General features: G+C 74.2%; 13 protein-coding genes and 1 pseudogene. 11 read left to right on the top strand and 3 right to left on the bottom strand.

The window, feature by feature from the left end; translation table 11 throughout:
* Window position 1 precedes the first annotated feature (1 nt).
* On the top strand, window positions 2-1,318 hold the full coding sequence (locus tag ABZS80_RS28635; RefSeq protein ID WP_355060664.1) for a DUF2252 domain-containing protein: 1,317 nt from the start codon (window positions 2-4) through the stop codon (window positions 1,316-1,318).
* A 36-nt stretch (window positions 1,319-1,354) separates the two neighbouring features.
* Here the strand turns inward: ABZS80_RS28635 and ABZS80_RS28640 are convergent, their stop codons facing one another.
* On the bottom strand, window positions 1,355-2,401 hold the full coding sequence (locus ABZS80_RS28640) for a glucose 1-dehydrogenase (protein WP_355060665.1): 1,047 nt from the start codon (window positions 2,399-2,401) through the stop codon (window positions 1,355-1,357).
* A gap of 113 nt (window positions 2,402-2,514) precedes the next feature.
* Between ABZS80_RS28640 and ABZS80_RS28645 the strand changes: the two are divergent.
* Window positions 2,515-3,081, top strand: a pseudogene (locus tag ABZS80_RS28645) (NADH-quinone oxidoreductase subunit C); the annotation flags it as partial.
* Between the two features lie 362 nt (window positions 3,082-3,443).
* Entirely contained in the window at window positions 3,444-4,406 is a 963-nt protein-coding gene (gene nuoH / locus ABZS80_RS28650; protein WP_355060667.1) for an NADH-quinone oxidoreductase subunit NuoH, read from the top strand.
* Between the two features lie 12 nt (window positions 4,407-4,418).
* Here the strand turns inward: nuoH and ABZS80_RS28655 are convergent, their stop codons facing one another.
* The gene (locus tag ABZS80_RS28655; protein WP_355060669.1) at window positions 4,419-5,474 is read right to left on the bottom strand and encodes a glutathione S-transferase C-terminal domain-containing protein; all 1,056 of its coding nucleotides are present in this window, start codon (window positions 5,472-5,474) and stop codon (window positions 4,419-4,421) included.
* Between the two features lie 95 nt (window positions 5,475-5,569).
* On the opposite strand from ABZS80_RS28655, the gene ABZS80_RS28660 reads away from it, so the two are divergent.
* Window positions 5,570-5,992 (top strand): ester cyclase, encoded by a 423-nt coding sequence (locus ABZS80_RS28660; protein ID WP_355060670.1) that lies wholly within the window; start codon window positions 5,570-5,572, stop codon window positions 5,990-5,992.
* On the opposite strand, the gene ABZS80_RS28665 is transcribed toward ABZS80_RS28660, so the two are convergent.
* The gene (locus ABZS80_RS28665) at window positions 5,973-6,548 is read right to left on the bottom strand and encodes a Uma2 family endonuclease (RefSeq protein WP_355060672.1); all 576 of its coding nucleotides are present in this window, start codon (window positions 6,546-6,548) and stop codon (window positions 5,973-5,975) included. The genes ABZS80_RS28660 and ABZS80_RS28665 overlap by 20 nt on opposite strands.
* Before the next feature lie 94 nt (window positions 6,549-6,642).
* Here ABZS80_RS28665 and ABZS80_RS28670 point away from each other — a divergent pair, with 94 nt between their 5' ends.
* The 7 genes from ABZS80_RS28670 to htpX all read left to right on the top strand — a co-directional run bounded on the left by ABZS80_RS28670 (window position 6,643) and on the right by htpX (window position 14,133).
* The gene (locus tag ABZS80_RS28670) at window positions 6,643-7,236 is read left to right on the top strand and encodes an NADH-quinone oxidoreductase subunit I (RefSeq protein ID WP_355060674.1); all 594 of its coding nucleotides are present in this window, start codon (window positions 6,643-6,645) and stop codon (window positions 7,234-7,236) included.
* Window positions 7,233-7,814, top strand: coding sequence for an NADH-quinone oxidoreductase subunit J (locus ABZS80_RS28675; RefSeq protein WP_355060676.1), 582 nt, complete (start codon window positions 7,233-7,235; stop codon window positions 7,812-7,814). Before ABZS80_RS28670 ends, ABZS80_RS28675 begins: the two co-directional genes overlap by 4 nt.
* Window positions 7,811-8,158 (top strand): NADH-quinone oxidoreductase subunit NuoK, encoded by a 348-nt coding sequence (gene nuoK / locus ABZS80_RS28680; protein WP_355060678.1) that lies wholly within the window; start codon window positions 7,811-7,813, stop codon window positions 8,156-8,158. The genes ABZS80_RS28675 and nuoK overlap by 4 nt, the downstream gene beginning before the upstream one ends.
* Window positions 8,155-10,080 (top strand): NADH-quinone oxidoreductase subunit L, encoded by a 1,926-nt coding sequence (locus tag ABZS80_RS28685; RefSeq protein WP_355060679.1) that lies wholly within the window; start codon window positions 8,155-8,157, stop codon window positions 10,078-10,080. Before nuoK ends, ABZS80_RS28685 begins: the two co-directional genes overlap by 4 nt.
* Window positions 10,077-11,585, top strand: a complete 1,509-nt coding sequence (locus ABZS80_RS28690; RefSeq protein ID WP_355060681.1) for an NADH-quinone oxidoreductase subunit M — start codon at window positions 10,077-10,079, stop codon at window positions 11,583-11,585. Before ABZS80_RS28685 ends, ABZS80_RS28690 begins: the two co-directional genes overlap by 4 nt.
* 55 nt (window positions 11,586-11,640) lie before the next feature.
* Window positions 11,641-13,107 carry a proton-conducting transporter membrane subunit gene (locus ABZS80_RS28695; RefSeq protein WP_355060683.1) on the top strand — a complete coding sequence of 489 codons (1,467 nt, stop codon included), beginning with the start codon at window positions 11,641-11,643 and terminating at the stop codon, window positions 13,105-13,107.
* Window positions 13,108-13,254: 147 nt separating this feature from the next.
* A complete protein-coding gene (htpX, locus tag ABZS80_RS28700) occupies window positions 13,255-14,133 on the top strand; it encodes a zinc metalloprotease HtpX (RefSeq protein ID WP_355060684.1) in 879 nt (292 codons plus the stop codon).
* The last annotated feature ends 53 nt before the right edge of the window (window positions 14,134-14,186 follow it).

The raw sequence follows: 14,186 nt of genomic DNA on the forward strand, positions 1-14,186 counted from the left end.
CATGACCCAGTCAGCGGACAAGCGTTCCGCCTTCATCGTCGACGTGCTCACCGAGGAGTTCGGGGCGTCGATGGCGATCGACCCGGCGGCGTTCCGCCGCAAGTTCCGCAAGATGGCCGCCTCCCCGTTCGCCTTCTACCGGGGCAGCGCCTCGCTCTTCTACGCCGACCAGCGCGGCGACTTCGCCAGCGACCGGTTCCTCGATGACCGGACCAGCCGGGTGTGGATCCACGGCGACCTGCACGCCGAGAACTTCGGCACCTACATGAACGCCTCCGGGCAGCTCGTGTTCAACGTCAACGACTTCGACGAGGCGTACGTCGGGCCGTTCTCCTGGGACCTGAAGCGCTTGGCCGCCAGCGTGGCCCTGCTCGGCTACGCCAAGGCGCTCTCCGACCGGGTGATCGGGGAGCTGGTGGCCGGCTTCGCCCGGTCGTACCTGGCCGAGCTGCGGGCCATCGCGGCGGGCGGGGACGACGCGATCGGCTCGATCACCCTGGAGAACGCCGACGGGGTGCTGCGTCGGGTGCTCCAGCAGGCCCGGCTGAACACCCGGGTCGACCTGCTCGCCACGCAGACCACCATCGACAACTACGAGCGCCGGTTCTCCCTCGGCGACGGGGTCTTCGAGGTCGACGCCGCGACCCGGGAGCAGGTCAGCGCCGCGTTCGAGGACTACCTGGGCACCCTGCCGGAGGCCACCGCCCGGCTCCGCCCGGTCGCCGCAAACATCAAGGACGTGGTGCTGCGCAAGGGGGTGGGCATCGGCTCGGCCGGGCTGCCGTCGTACAACCTGCTGCTGGAGGGGCACACCCAGGCGCTGGAGAACGACGTCGTCATCTACATTAAGCAGGCGCAGGTGCCGGCGGTGGCGCGGCACATCGAGGACGAGCGGGTCCGCTCGTACTTCCGGCACCAGGGGCACCGGACCGCCGAGTCGCAGCGGGCGTTGCAGGCGCACGCCGACCCGTGGCTGGGCTTCACCGAGCTGGACGGGTCCGGCCAGCTCGTCGCCGAGGTCTCCCCGTACGCGGCCGACCTCGACTGGGCCGACGTCAACGAGCCCGAGGAACTCGCCGGGGTGCTCACCGACCTGGGCCGGGCGGTGGCCCGGATGCACTCGGTGGCCGACGACGAGTCCAGCCACGACCTGGTGGACTACTCCACCGAGGAGGCGATCGTCGCCGTCGTGGAGGCCGACGCGGAGGGTTTCGTCGACTACCTGATCGACTTCGCGCACACCTACGGCATCCGGGCCCGCGAGGACCACCAGCTCTTCGTGGACCTGTTCCGCAACGGCCGGCTCCCCGGCATCTGAGGCACGGGGCGCCGGAGCCCGCGCTCCGGGCCCGCCTCACTGCTCGAAGTCGAGCACCACCTTGATGTCCTCGCCCGTCGAGGTGTAGGCGTCGGCGTACGAGGAGACCGGCACCCGGCGGGTGACCAGCGAGTTCAGCCAGGACTGATCGGCGCGGGCGAGCGCCTCCGCCGCCAGCTCCCAGTGCCGCCGGTTGGCGTTCACCGAGCCGAACACCACGTTGTTCTCCAGCACCAGCTCCCGGTTGAGCGCCCCCGCGTCGAGTTCGATGGTCCGGCCGCCGCTGGACACCCCGGTCAGGCAGACGATGCCGTTCGTCCCGGCCTTGGTCATCGCGTCCAGCACCACCACCGGGGCGCCGGTGCACTCCACCACCACGTCCGGCGCGAAGTCCAGCTCCGCCACCGTCGAGGTGTGGTAGGTCGCGCCGAGCGCACGGACCAGCTCCGGCTTGGGTCCGGTCTTGTTCCGGTCCAGCACGTGCACCGACAGCCCGCGCTGGATGCCCAGCAGGGCGGCCAGCAGCCCGATCGGGCCGGCCCCGGTGACCAGCACGTTCTGCGGCTGCCAGATGGCCCGGCTGCCGATCCGCTCGATGTGGTCCCACGCCTTCGCCAGCACGCTGGTCGGCTCCAGCAGCATCCCGACCGGGGCGAGCGCCGGGTCCAGGCGCACGGCGAACCTCGGCTGCACCCGCCAGCGGTCCCGGGCGAAGCCGGGCAGCCCCTTGATCCCGTGCTCGGTGTAGCGGCCGTTGCGGCACATGTCCCACTCGCCGACGGCACAGTTCGGGCAGGGCACCGGGTCGGGGCGCCGGACGATCCCCGCCACGAGGTCGCCGGGCTGGAGGGTGCCCGTCGGGTCCTCCAGCACCCGGCCGAGCGACTCGTGCCCGAGCACCAGCCGATCCTGGCCGGGCGGGGCCTCGCCGTACTCGCCCGCGATGATCTCCTGGTCGGTGCCGCAGATGCCGACCGCGACGGCCTCGACCAGGATCGCGCCCTCCTCCGCGGCCGGCTCGGGCCAGTCGTCGTCGAGGCGCAGCGAGTTCGGAACTCCGGGAGCCACAGTGACAGCGCGCACATGTTCATCCTTCCCCTCCGGGGGCCCGAGCGCCCGGCAAAGCGGCGGATCCGGCCCGGGGGAGCGTGGACGGCCCGACACGCCTCCCGGCCGCCGGCCCTAGGATCAGCGGCATGACTCCGGAAGAGGTCGGCCGGCGGGCGGTCGCGCTGCTCGCGCCCGTGGAGGCCACCACGTCGGTCTCCGGCGGTCAGGGGTACGCGCGCGCCACCGTCGACGTACCCCCGGCGAGCTGGCGCGACGCGGTGCGCGCGGCGCGCGACGACGCCGAGCTGGACTGCGACTTCTTCGACTGGCTGTCGGCGGTCGACGAACTGGCCGACGGCTTCGACGTGGTGGCGCACCTCTGGTCGATCCGGCACCGGCACGGGCTGCTGCTGCGCACCAGGGTGCCCCGGGAGACGCCCGTCGTTGCCTCCGTGGTCGACGTCTTCCCCGGCGCGGCGTGGCACGAGCGGGAGACCCACGAGATGTTCGGCATCGGCTTCGACGGGCACGGCGAGCTGCGGCCGCTGCTGCTGCCGCCGGAGTTCGAGGGCCACCCGCTGCGCAAGGAGTTCGTGCTCGCCTCCCGGGTCGCCAAGCCGTGGCCGGGCGCCAAGGAACCCGGCGAGTCGGAGGCCGGGGGCGGCCGCCGGCCGATCCGGCCTCCGGGCGTGCCGGCACCGGGGGAGTGGGGGACGACGCCCACGCCGGCCGGCGCGGCCGGGGTGGGCGAGGGGCCCCGCGGGGGTACGCCGGCCCGCCCCGCCCGGGAACGCCCGGCACGCCCCGCCCCGGGCGAGCGTCCGACCCGTCCCGCGCGTCCGGAGCCGGGTGAGCGTCCGGCGCGTCCGGCCACCGACGAACGCCCCGCCGCGAGCCGGCCGACCGGTCCGGCCCGCCGGGAGCCCGCCCCTCCGCCGGAGGAGCCGGGTCCGCTCGGGCGTCCGGTGCCCGGCGAGCGGCCGGCCGGTCCCGCGCGGCAGGAGCCGGCGGGTGAGGGACCGCCCGGCCCGGGCCGGCCGGCGTCGGGCGCCGACGCCGAGGAGGGGGAGGGCTGATGCCGGACTGGTTGGAGCTGGTCCTCCGGGTGGCGGGCGTGCTGGTCGCGTTCCTCACCCTGCCGCTGATCGTGGGCCAGGCCGAGCACAAGGTGATGGCCCACATGCAGGGCCGGCTCGGCCCGATGTACGCGGGCGGCTTCCACGGCTGGGCGCAGCTCGTCGCCGACGGCATCAAGTTCGTGCAGAAGGAGGACGTCACCCCGCGCGAGGCGGACCGGCCGGTGTTCCGGCTGGCCCCGGCCGTGGCCCTGGTGCCCTACCTGCTTGCCCTGCTGGTCATCCCGCTCGGTCCGGGCGACCTGGTCGGGCAGCCGCTGGACATCGGCCTGTTCTTCGTGCTGGCCGTGGTGGGCATCGGGGTGCTGGCGGTGCTCATGTCGGCCTGGGCCTCGGCGAACAAGTACAGCCTCCTCGGCGGGCTGCGCGGGGCAGCCCAGCTGCTCGGCTACGAGTTGCCGCTGGTGCTGGCCGCCGCCTCGGTGGCGATGGCGGCCGGCACGCTCAGCCTGCCCGGCATCGTGGAGGCGTGGCACCCCTGGTGGCTGCTCTGGCAGGCGCCGGCCATGGTGATCTTCTTCGTGGCCGGGCTGGCCGAGATCCGCCGACCCCCGTTCGACATGCCGGTAGCCGACTCCGAGCTGGTCTTCGGCTACATGACCGAATACACCGGCCTGCGCTTCGCGTTCTTCCTGCTCGCCGAGTACGTGGGCATCGTGGTGATCGCCGCGCTGACCACGGTGCTCTTCCTCGGCGGCTGGCAGGGCCCGTTCGCCGACGCCCAGCTCGGCTGGCTCTGGACGCTGCTCAAGGTGTTCGCCGTCGCGTTCGTGATCATCTGGCTCCGGGTGAGCTACCCGCGGCTGCGCGAGGACCAGCTCCAGCGCCTGTGCTGGCTGGTGCTCGTCCCGCTGGCCCTGGCCCAGCTCGTGCTGACCGCCGCCGTCCGACTGGCCCTCTGAGGACGGGCGGGTTCAGGCCGCGTCGCGCAGCGGGGTGTGGTCCGGGTCGACCCGCTCGTCCGGCGGCGCCGGCAGCGGCGGCGTGCCGTCGCCGAACGGGCGGCCGCCGAGCTGCTCCCGCCCGTGCGGGGTGAGCCAGTTCGCCAGGTCCGGGCCGAGCGGCACCACCCCGGTCGGGTTGATGTCCCGGTGCACCTCGTAGTAGTGCCGCTTGATGTGGTCGAAGTCGACGGTGTCGCCGAAGCCCGGCGTCTGGAACAGGTCCCGCGCGTACGCCCAGAGCACCGGCATCTCGGTCAGCTTCTGCCGGTTGCACTTGAAGTGGCCGTGGTAGACCGGGTCGAAGCGGACCAGCGTGGTGAACAGCCGGACGTCCGCCTCGGTGATCGTGTCGCCGACCAGGTAGCGCTGCCCGGCCAGCCGCTCGGTCAGCCAGTCCAGCCGGTCGAAGAGCCGGTGGTACGCCTTCTCGTACGCCCCCTGGCTGCCGGCGAAACCGCACCGGTAGACGCCGTTGTTCACGTCCGCGAAGACCACCGCGTTGACCTCGTCGATCTCGCCGCGCAGCCGCTCCGGGTAGAGCTCCGGCGCGCCCGGCCGGTGGTGGGCGGTCCACTCCGTCGACAGGTCCAGGCTCATCTGCGCGTAGTCGTTGGTGACCACCTGCCCGGTCGGCACGTCCACCAGGGCCGGCACGGTGATGCCCCGCTCATAGCCGGGGAAGCGCGCGAAGTAGGCGTCGGCCAGCCGCTCGATGCCGAGCACCGGGTCCCGGCCGCCCGGGTCGAGGTCGAAGGTCCAGCTGCGCTTGTCGTGCGTGGGCCCGGCCACCGCCATCGAGATGGCGTCCTCCAGCCCGAGCAGCCGCCGGACGATGATCAGCCGGTTCGCCCACGGGCAGGCCCGGCTGACGGCCAGCCGGTAACGGCCCGGCTCCACCGGCCAGCCGCTCGACCCGTCCGCGGTGATCCGGGTGGCGATGTACCGCTGGTCCCGGGTGAACTCGCCGCCCGGCTCGACGTACTTGCCGCCGGTCCGGTGGAGGATCTTGTCACCGTTGCCGCCCACGCCGCCTCCCGAGGATGTCGCGTTCCGGTCCCATCATGGTCGCTCCGCCGGCTTCCGGCAGGCCGAGTCGGCACGACCGGGGCTAGGCTGCCGCGGTGACGGATGTGGAGGCGGCGGCCCGGCGCTTCATCGCCGACGTGTGGAACGCCGGTCGTGAGGAGAGCGCGTACGACCTGATCGCCGAGGACTGCCCGGGGCTGGGCGGGACCGGCCCGGAGGCCACCCTGGCCTGGCACCGCGACCGGCGGGCGTCCTTCCCGGACCTGCGCTACAAGGTCGTCGAGGTGGTGGCCGCCGGCAATCGGGTGGCCGTGCACTGGCGGGCCGCCGGCACCCAGGCCGGGCAGTTCGGGCCGGTGCCGCCGACCGGGCGGGTGGTCAGCTACTCGGGGGCGAGCTTCCTCCGCTTCGACGAGACCGGCCGGATCGTCGACGTGTGGAGCGTCAACGAGCTGTTCCAGGTCCTCCAGCAGCTCGGCGTCGAGATGCTCCCGCCGCTCACACGCGGCGGGGAGTGATCCGGCTGATCGGCAGGTTCACCGGGAAGGGCTCGCCGGTGTCCACGAACTTCGTCCACCGGCCCGTCTCGGTGTAGACCTCGTGCACGGGGTCGATCTTGTAGGTGTAGACGACCAGCTCTTCGTCTTCCCACTCGATCCGCCAGTAGAACGGAATTCCGGCCTGTGCGTACAGAGTCGGCTTCAGTACCCGGTCGATGGAACGCGTGTTCGGCGAGACGATCTCGACGGCGAGCACGACCTCGTGGGGCTCGTACTTCGACGGCTCACGTGCCGCCGCAGCCGACGTCGTCACAAGCACGTCGGGAATGAAGGAGCGGTTGCGGTTGATCCGCACCTCCACACCCTGGGTCACGTCGTAGCCGTCGGGGCAGTCCTCTTCAAGCGCGACGCCGAGCCGCATCGCGACGGTCTGGTGCATCCGGGTCGGGGAGGGGGACATGAGCAGCACTCCATCGAGCAGTTCGCGGCGGTGGCCGTCCTCGGGCAGCGCGTCCAGGTCGTCGGTCGTCCACCCGCCCTCGGGCGGGTAGTCGCTCTGCAGCGCGGCGGTCATGACGGGTCCTTTCCGGTGCGTCGTTCTCCCCACCGTCACGGTACCGCCGCCAACGGCCGGGTGGTGGTCGCGCGCGCCGGGGGCACAGGGCAGGATGGGCGGCATGAGTGAGCGCAGCGGCGTGCCCGGCGAGGGGCTGGTGAAGGGCCTGGCGGTCACGCTGAAGACCATGACCCGCCGCTCGACCACGCAGCAGTACCCGGACGTCGTCCCCGAGCTGCCGCCCCGCTCCCGCGGGGTGATCGCGCTGCTCGAGGAGAACTGCACGGTCTGCATGCTCTGCGCGCGCGAGTGCCCGGACTGGTGCATCTACATCGACTCCCACAAGGAGGAGGTGGCGGTCCCCGGCGCCGCCCGCCCCCGCCAGCGCAACGTGCTCGACAAGTTCGACATCGACTTCTCGCTCTGCATGTACTGCGGCATCTGCATCGAGGTCTGCCCGTTCGACGCGCTCTACTGGTCGCCCGAGTTCGAGTACGCCGAGTACGACATCAAGGACCTGCTGCACGACAAGGACCACCTCGGCGAGTGGATGGTCACCGTCCCGCCGCCGCCGGCCCACGACCCGCACGGCGACCCCTCGAAGGAGGAGACCACCGCCGCCCGCAAGGCCGCGGCCCCCGCCGCGCGTCCGGCGCCGGCCCGCCCGGAACCGGGCGCCGAGCAGGGCCGGGGAGCGCCGTCATGACGGGTGCGGACGTGCTGCTGCTCGCCCTCGGCGTGGTGGCGGTCGGCGCGGGCGCGCTGGTGGTGGGCACCCGCCACCTGGTCCGGGCCGGGCTCTGGCTGGTGGTCTGCCTGGGCGCGCTGGCCGGCGACTACCTGGTGCTGAGCGCCGAGCTGGTGGCCTGGGTGCAGGTGCTCATCTACGTCGGCGCGGTGGTGGTTCTGCTGCTGTTCGCGGTGATGCTGACCCGGGCCCCGATCGGCCCCTCCGACGACCTCGACCGGCCCGGCTGGCCGGCCGCGCTGATCGGCGCCGGCAGCGGCCTGGGGCTGGCCGTGCTGCTGGTCGACGCGTTCCGCTGGTCCCGGGTGGATCTGCCCGCCGCGGGCACCGCCGAGCGCCTCGGCGAGCAGGTGTTCCGCTCCTGGGTGCTGCCCTTCGAGGTGCTGTCGGTGCTGCTGCTCGCCGCCCTGGTCGGCGCGATCGTGCTCTCCCGCCCCGACATCGGCCGACCCGGCGCGAAGCCGGCCGCCGGCCCGGCCGGGGCGGTCGAGCCGGGCCGCCCGGTCGTCGCCGCCGACGAGGGCGGGCGCGCGTGAGACCGGTCATCCCGTACGTCACCGCCGCGCTGCTGTTCGGGCTCGGCGTCTACGGCGTGCTGCGCCGCCGCAACGCCGTTCTCGTGCTGATGGCCGTCGAGCTGATGCTCAACGCGGTCAACCTGATCCTGGTCACCGCCGACACCACGGTCCGCGCCGCCCTGCCGCACTCCGGCCAGGTCTTCGCGCTCTTCGTGATCGTGCTGGCCGCCGCCGAGATCGGCGTGGGGCTGGCCATCGTGCTCCAGCTCTACCGGCTGCGGGCCAGCGTCACGGTGGACGACGTGCCGCTGACCGAGGCGCCCGTCGCGGTCGCCGCCGACCGGGGCGAGGGGGCGACGTGACCGGGCTGTTGGCGGTGGCGCTGCCCGGCGTACCCCTGGTCGCCGGCCTGCTGGGGCTGCTGCTGCCGCCGTCGCCACGCGGGGCGGCCACCGGGGAGGGCCCGGCCCGGCGGGCGGCGATCGCGCTCGGCGTGGCCGGCGCGGCGCTCGCGCTGGTGGCGGCGGTGGCGCTGCTGTTCCGGGTGGACGGGCCGGTCGAGGCGGCCACCGAGTGGGTCGACCTGGGCGGGCTGCGGGTCACCCTGGGTTGGCGGCTGGACGGGGTGGCCGTGCTGGTCGCCGTGGCGGTGGCCGCGGTGGCCCTGGCCGTGCAGGTCTACTCGATCGGCTACCTGCGGCGCGGCCCGCACGACGACGTCGAGGTGGACCACCGCTACCCGCCCTACGCCGCCCAGATCAGCCTGTTCACCGCCGCGATGCTGACCGTGGTGGTCTCCGGCGACCTGATCCTGCTCCTGGTCGGCTGGGAGGTGATGGGCATCTGCTCCTACCTGCTCATCGCCCACGACCGGCGGCTGCCCGAGGCGCCGGCCGCGGCCGTGAAGGCGTTCCTGGTCACCCGGGTGGGTGACGTCGGCTTCCTGCTCGGCATCGCGCTGCTCGGGGTCGGCGCGGGCAGCTTCCGGATCGCCGACGTGCTGGCCCACGTCTACTCCGCGGGCACGCTCACGGCGGCCTGCCTGCTGCTGCTCGCCGGGGTGGCCGGCAAGAGCGCGCAGTTCCCGCTGCACACCTGGCTCCCGGACGCCATGGCCGGCCCCACCCCGATCTCCGCGCTGATCCACGCGGCCACGATGGTCGCCGCCGGGGTCTACGCGGTGGCCCGCCTCTTCCCGCTGTTCGCGCAGGCCCCGGCCGCGCTCGCCGTGCTCGGGGTGATGGCGGCGGTCACCCTGCTGCTCGGCGCGTTCGCGGCCACCGCCCAGGACGACATCAAGCGGGTGCTGGCCTGGTCGACGGTCTCCCAGATCGGCTACATGACCGGCGCGCTCGCCGTCGGCGCTCCCGCGGCAGCCCTGTTCCACCTGCTCACCCACGCCGCGTTCAAGGCGCTGCTGTTCCTCGCGGCCGGCGTGGTGATCCACGCCGTCGGCACCACGCTCATGTCGCGGATGGGCGGCCTGCGCGCCGCCATGCCGGTGACCTTCTGGTGCATGCTCATCGGCCTCGGCGCCCTGGCCGGGGTGCCGCCCCTGTCCGGCTTCTGGAGCAAGGACGGGGTGCTCGCCGCCGCCCAGGCCGCCGCGCTGGACGGCGCCGGCCCGGCCCCGGCCTGGGTCGGCTGGCTGGTCTGGCTGGCCGGGCTGCTCGGCGTCGCGGTCACCGCCTGGTACGCGACCCGCCTGCTGCTGCGGACCTTCCTCGGCGCGACCCGGGTCCCGCTGGCGCACCCGCACGACCCGCCGGCCGTGCTGCGCTGGCCGGTGCTGCTGCTCGCGGTGCCCGCCGCGCTGCTCGGCCTGGCCGCCTTCGCGCCCTGGTTCGCCGACCGGCTGCGGGTGCCGGCTGACGCCTCCGGCGAGGCCGTCGAGCTGGTCCACCTCGCGCCGAACCTGGTCCTGCCGTTCCTGCTGCTGCTGGTCGGCGCCGGCGTCGCCTGGGCCGGCTGGCGCCGCGACCCGGCCGCCGACCCGGCGCGCTTCCTGGGTCCGCTGCGGCCGCTCTTCGCGCGGGCGTTCCGGCTCGACGACGTCCAGCACGCCCTCGTCGTACGCCCGGCCACCGCCCTGGCCCGGGTCGTGCGGACCGGGGACGAGCTGGGGGTCGACGGCCTCGTGGAGGGCAGCGGCCGGGCCGCGGTCGAGCTGGGCGGCGGGCTGGCCGCGCTGCACCGGGCCGCGCTGCCCCGCGCGGCGGCCGGGGTGCTGGCCGGCGCGCTGCTGATCGGCCTCGCGGTCGCCCTGATCGGAGTGACCTCATGACGTTCGGGCAGTTCCTGCTGGTCGCGGTCCTCGCGGTCCCCGCGCTGGGCGCGGTCGTGGCCGCCGCCGTCCCCGGCGACCGGGCCGGCCGGCTGGTCGGCACGGCCGCCGCCGCACTGACCCTGCTCGCCACCCTGCCGCTGGTCGGCGGCGACCACGGCTGGTTCGGCTACGGCCCGCGGCCGGCCGTGCAGGCCTGGCACCAGGTGGACGTGTCCTGGGTGCCCGGCCTCGACCTGCGTTTCCACCTCGGGGTGGACGGCATCTCCTGGCCGCTGGTGGTGCTCACCGCGCTGCTCACCCTGCTCTGCTGCGGCTACACGCTCTGGCGGGTGCCCTCCGGCGGCGGCAGCGGGCGGGCCCTCGTGGCGCTGCTGCTGATGGTCGAGGTGGGCATCCTGGGCACCTTCCTCGCCCTCGACCTGGTGCTGTTCTTCCTGTTCTTCGAGGTCGTCCTGCTGCCCATGTACGCGATCATCGCCGGCTGGGGCGGCGAGGACCGGCGCCGGGCGGCCCGCAAGTTCGCCCTCTACACCCTGTTCGGCTCGGTGCTGCTGCTGGTCGGCGTCTACGTGGTGGTCGCCGCCGCGGGCACCGCCGACCTGGTGACGCTGACCGGCGGCGCCGGGCTGTCCCGGGGCACCCAGTTCGCCGCGTTCACCCTGCTGGCGCTGGCCTTCGCGGTGAAGAGCCCGCTCTGGCCGCTGCACTCCTGGCTGCCCGACGCGCACACCCAGGCCCCCACGGTGGGCAGCGTGATCCTGGCCGGCGTGCTGCTCAAGATGGGCACGTACGGGCTGATCCGGGTGGCGGTCGGGGTGGCCCCCGAGGGCGCCCGGTGGGCCGCGCCGGTGCTCGGGGTGCTCGCCGTCGCGGCGATCCTGGTCGGCGGGCTGGTCTGCCTCGCCCAGGACGAGCTGAAGCGGCTGATCGCGTACTCCAGCGTGGGGCACATGGGCTTCGTGCTGCTCGGGGTCGCCACGCTCACCGCCACCGGCCTCCAGGCCGCGCTGATCGGCAACATCGCCCACGGTGTCATCACCGGCCTGCTGTTCTTCCTGGCCGGGGCCATCAAGGACCGCACGCACACGGGGTCGCTCGCCGAGCTGTCCGGGCTGCGGGAGACCGCGCCCCGGCTGGCCGGCCTGCTCGGCTTCGCGGCGGTCGCCTCGCTCGGGCTGCCGGGCCTGGCCGGCTTCTGGGGCGAGGCCTTCGCCGTGGTGGCCGCCGTCCGGCGGGGCGGCGGGCTGTGGACCACCCTGGCCGTGCTGGCCGCGCTGGGCGGGGCGCTGACCGCCGCGTACCTCCTCCGGTTGCTGCGCCGGGTCACCCACGGGCGACCCAGCCCGGCGGTGGCCCCGCTCGCGCCGGCCCTGGCCGCGGCGGAGCTGACCGCCTGGGCGCCGCTGGTGCTGCTCGCCCTCGCCGTGGGCCTGGCCCCGGCCCTGGTCCTGTCCTACGCCTCCGGCCCGGTCGGCGCCCTGGTGGGAGTGGTCACCAGGTGAGCGCGAGGAGTGCAGCGGAGCGGAGCCCCGCAGTCGCGAACGAAGGCGAGCTCTGATGAGCCTGGTGCAGAGCGTGGACAACGTGGCGCTGTTGCCGGCCTACCTGGCCGCCGGCACGGCCGTGCTGGTGCTCCTGGTCGACCTGCTGGCGGCCCGGGCCGCCGCCACGGTGGCCGTGGCCGCCCTCGGCGCGGCGGGCACCGGCGTCGGCGCGGCGCTGGTCGGCGCGGCCGGCGAACGCCGCACGTTCTGCGTGGGCGCGGACTGCTCCTGGCTCTGGACCGGGCGGGCCGCGCTGGTCGCGGTGGTCGTCGCGCTGCTCACCCTCGGGGTGCTCGCGCTCTCCGGGCCGCTGCTGCGCGCCGGCAGCGTGCCGGTCGGGGAATACTGCTTCCTGCTCGCGTGCGCCATGACCGGCGGCGTGGTGCTCGGCGCGGCCGGCGACCTGATCACCCTGGTCGTGGCGCTGGAGACGCTCACCCTGCCGCTCTACGTGTTGGTCGGGCTGCGCCGGGGCAGCCTGTCCGGCGCCGAGGCGGCCGTGACCTTCTTCGTGGTCAGCGTGGTGGCCACCACGATCACCCTGCTCGGCGCGGCGCTGCTCTACGCGGTGACCGGCGCCGTGCACCTCGACCGGCTCGGCGCGTCCTTCGCCGCCGGTGGGGAGGGCCCGCTCGACCTGCCGCTCACCACGGTCGCCGTGGCGCTCGTGGTGGCCGGGCTGGCCTTCAAGGTCGCCGCGGTGCCGTTCCACGCCTGGGCGCCGGCCACCTACGACGGCGCGCCGCTGCCGGTGGCGGCATACCTGTCGACGGCCTCGAAGCTCGGTGGCGTGGTGGCGCTGCTCGCCGTGGTGCAGCGGGCGCTGCCGGCCAGCGTGACGGGCCCGGTGCTGGCCCTGCTCGCGGTGCTCACCATGACCGTGGGCAACCTGGTGGCGCTGCGCCAGCGGCGTACGGTCCGGCTGCTCGCCTGGTCCTCGGTGGCCCAGGCCGGCTACATCCTCGCCCCGTTGGGCGCGCTCGCGCTGGCCGCGGGGCGCACCGCCGACGCCCGCACCGGGGCGTACGCGGCGGCCGTCGCGTACACCGTCTTCTTCGTGCTGCTGGAGCTGGCCGCGTTCGCCGCGGTGGTGGCGCTGCGACCCGCCGACGGGGACGGCGGCACCCTGGCCGACCTGCGCGGCGCGGCGCGCCGGCACCCGTGGGTGGGTGGCGCGTTCGCGCTGGCCCTCATCGGGTTGGCCGGGTTGCCGCCCGGCCTTGCCGGCCTGTTCGCCAAGGTGACCGTGGTCCGCGCGCTGCTGGCCGGGCACGCCGGCTGGCTGGCCCTGGTGGTGGCGCTGAACGCGGTGCTCGGCCTGGCCTACTACCTGCGCCTGGCCGCCACCCTCTACGCCGCTCCCGGCGGGGTCGCGGTCCGTCCCGCCCGGTTCGTGGTGGTCGCGCTCGGAATCGCCACCGCGCTGGCCGTGGTGCTCGGCTTCGCCCCGCAACTGGTGCTCGACGTGGCGGCCCGCTGACGGGTTCGTCCCCCGATGGGCGGCCGGCACACCGGGCGCACAGGAATCCCCAGCCAACTTTCAGCCATGAGCAGGATGGTTGGCGGGTACCGGGGTTGTTGGACCGGTCAGCGGGCCCCGCGCGGCTCGCGCACCGAAGGAGCCATCGTGCATCACAACCGTCTCAAGACCGCAGCGCTGCTCGGCCTGTTGACCTCGCTGATCCTCGCGGTCGGCTACTGGTTCGGCGGTAGCGGCGGACTCGTCATCGCCGTCGTCGTCTCGTTGCTGATGAACGGCGTGACCTACTTCTACTCGGACAAGCTCGCACTGCGCTCGATGCGGGCGCAACCGGTCAGCGAGGCAGAGTTCCCCGAGCTGTACCGGATGGTGCGGGAACTCTCCACCCAGGCGGGCAAGCCGATGCCCCGGCTCTACGTGAGCCCGACGGCGCAGCCCAACGCGTTCGCCACCGGGCGTAACCCGGAGCACGCGGCGGTCTGCGTCACCCAGGGGATCGTCGAGATCCTCGACTACCGGGAGCTGCGGGGCGTGATCGGCCACGAGCTGTCCCACGTCTACAACCGGGACATCCTGATCTCCAGCGTGGCGGCCGGCCTGGCCGGCATCATCACCGCGCTGGCGAACATCGCCTGGTTCATCCCGCTGGGCTCCTCCGACGACGAGGACGGCCCGAACCCGGCGGTGCTGCTGCTCACCCTGATCCTCGGCCCGATCGCGGCCACCCTGATCCAGCTGGCGATCAGTCGGAGCCGGGAGTTCCAGGCCGACCAGTCCGGCGCCGAGCTGAGCCGGGACCCGCTGGCCCTGGCCAGCGCCCTCCGCAAGATCCACGTGGGTACGCAGGCGCGCCCGCTGCCGGCGCAGGGCCAGCTCGCCAGCACCGCGCACCTGATGATCGACAACCCGTTCAAGCGGGGCGGCGGCCTCGCCGCCATGTTCGCCACCCACCCGCCCATGGAGCAGCGGGTCGCCCGGCTGGAGCAGTTGGCCGGCAACTCCGGGCCGGTGCAGTTCCAGCGCTGACCCGCACCGACCGCCTCTCCGCCCGCGTCCGTCCGGACGCGGGCGGACGCGTC

Source organism: Micromonospora sp. NPDC005305, from assembly GCF_040607315.1.
In the GTDB taxonomy this organism is placed as follows: Bacteria; Actinomycetota; Actinomycetes; order Mycobacteriales; family Micromonosporaceae; genus Micromonospora.

Coding starts and splice junctions, on each gene's coding strand:
- nuoH (WP_355060667.1), top strand. CDS start 3,444: ATGCCGGACTGGTTGGAGCTGGTCCTCCGGGTGGCGGGCGTGCTGGTC.
- ABZS80_RS28665 (WP_355060672.1), bottom strand. CDS start 6,548: ATGACCGCCGCGCTGCAGAGCGACTACCCGCCCGAGGGCGGGTGGACG.
- ABZS80_RS28695 (WP_355060683.1), top strand. CDS start 11,641: ATGAGCCTGGTGCAGAGCGTGGACAACGTGGCGCTGTTGCCGGCCTAC.
- ABZS80_RS28675 (WP_355060676.1), top strand. CDS start 7,233: ATGACGGGTGCGGACGTGCTGCTGCTCGCCCTCGGCGTGGTGGCGGTC.
- ABZS80_RS28690 (WP_355060681.1), top strand. CDS start 10,077: ATGACGTTCGGGCAGTTCCTGCTGGTCGCGGTCCTCGCGGTCCCCGCG.
- ABZS80_RS28670 (WP_355060674.1), top strand. CDS start 6,643: ATGGGCGGCATGAGTGAGCGCAGCGGCGTGCCCGGCGAGGGGCTGGTG.
- ABZS80_RS28635 (WP_355060664.1), top strand. CDS start 2: ATGACCCAGTCAGCGGACAAGCGTTCCGCCTTCATCGTCGACGTGCTC.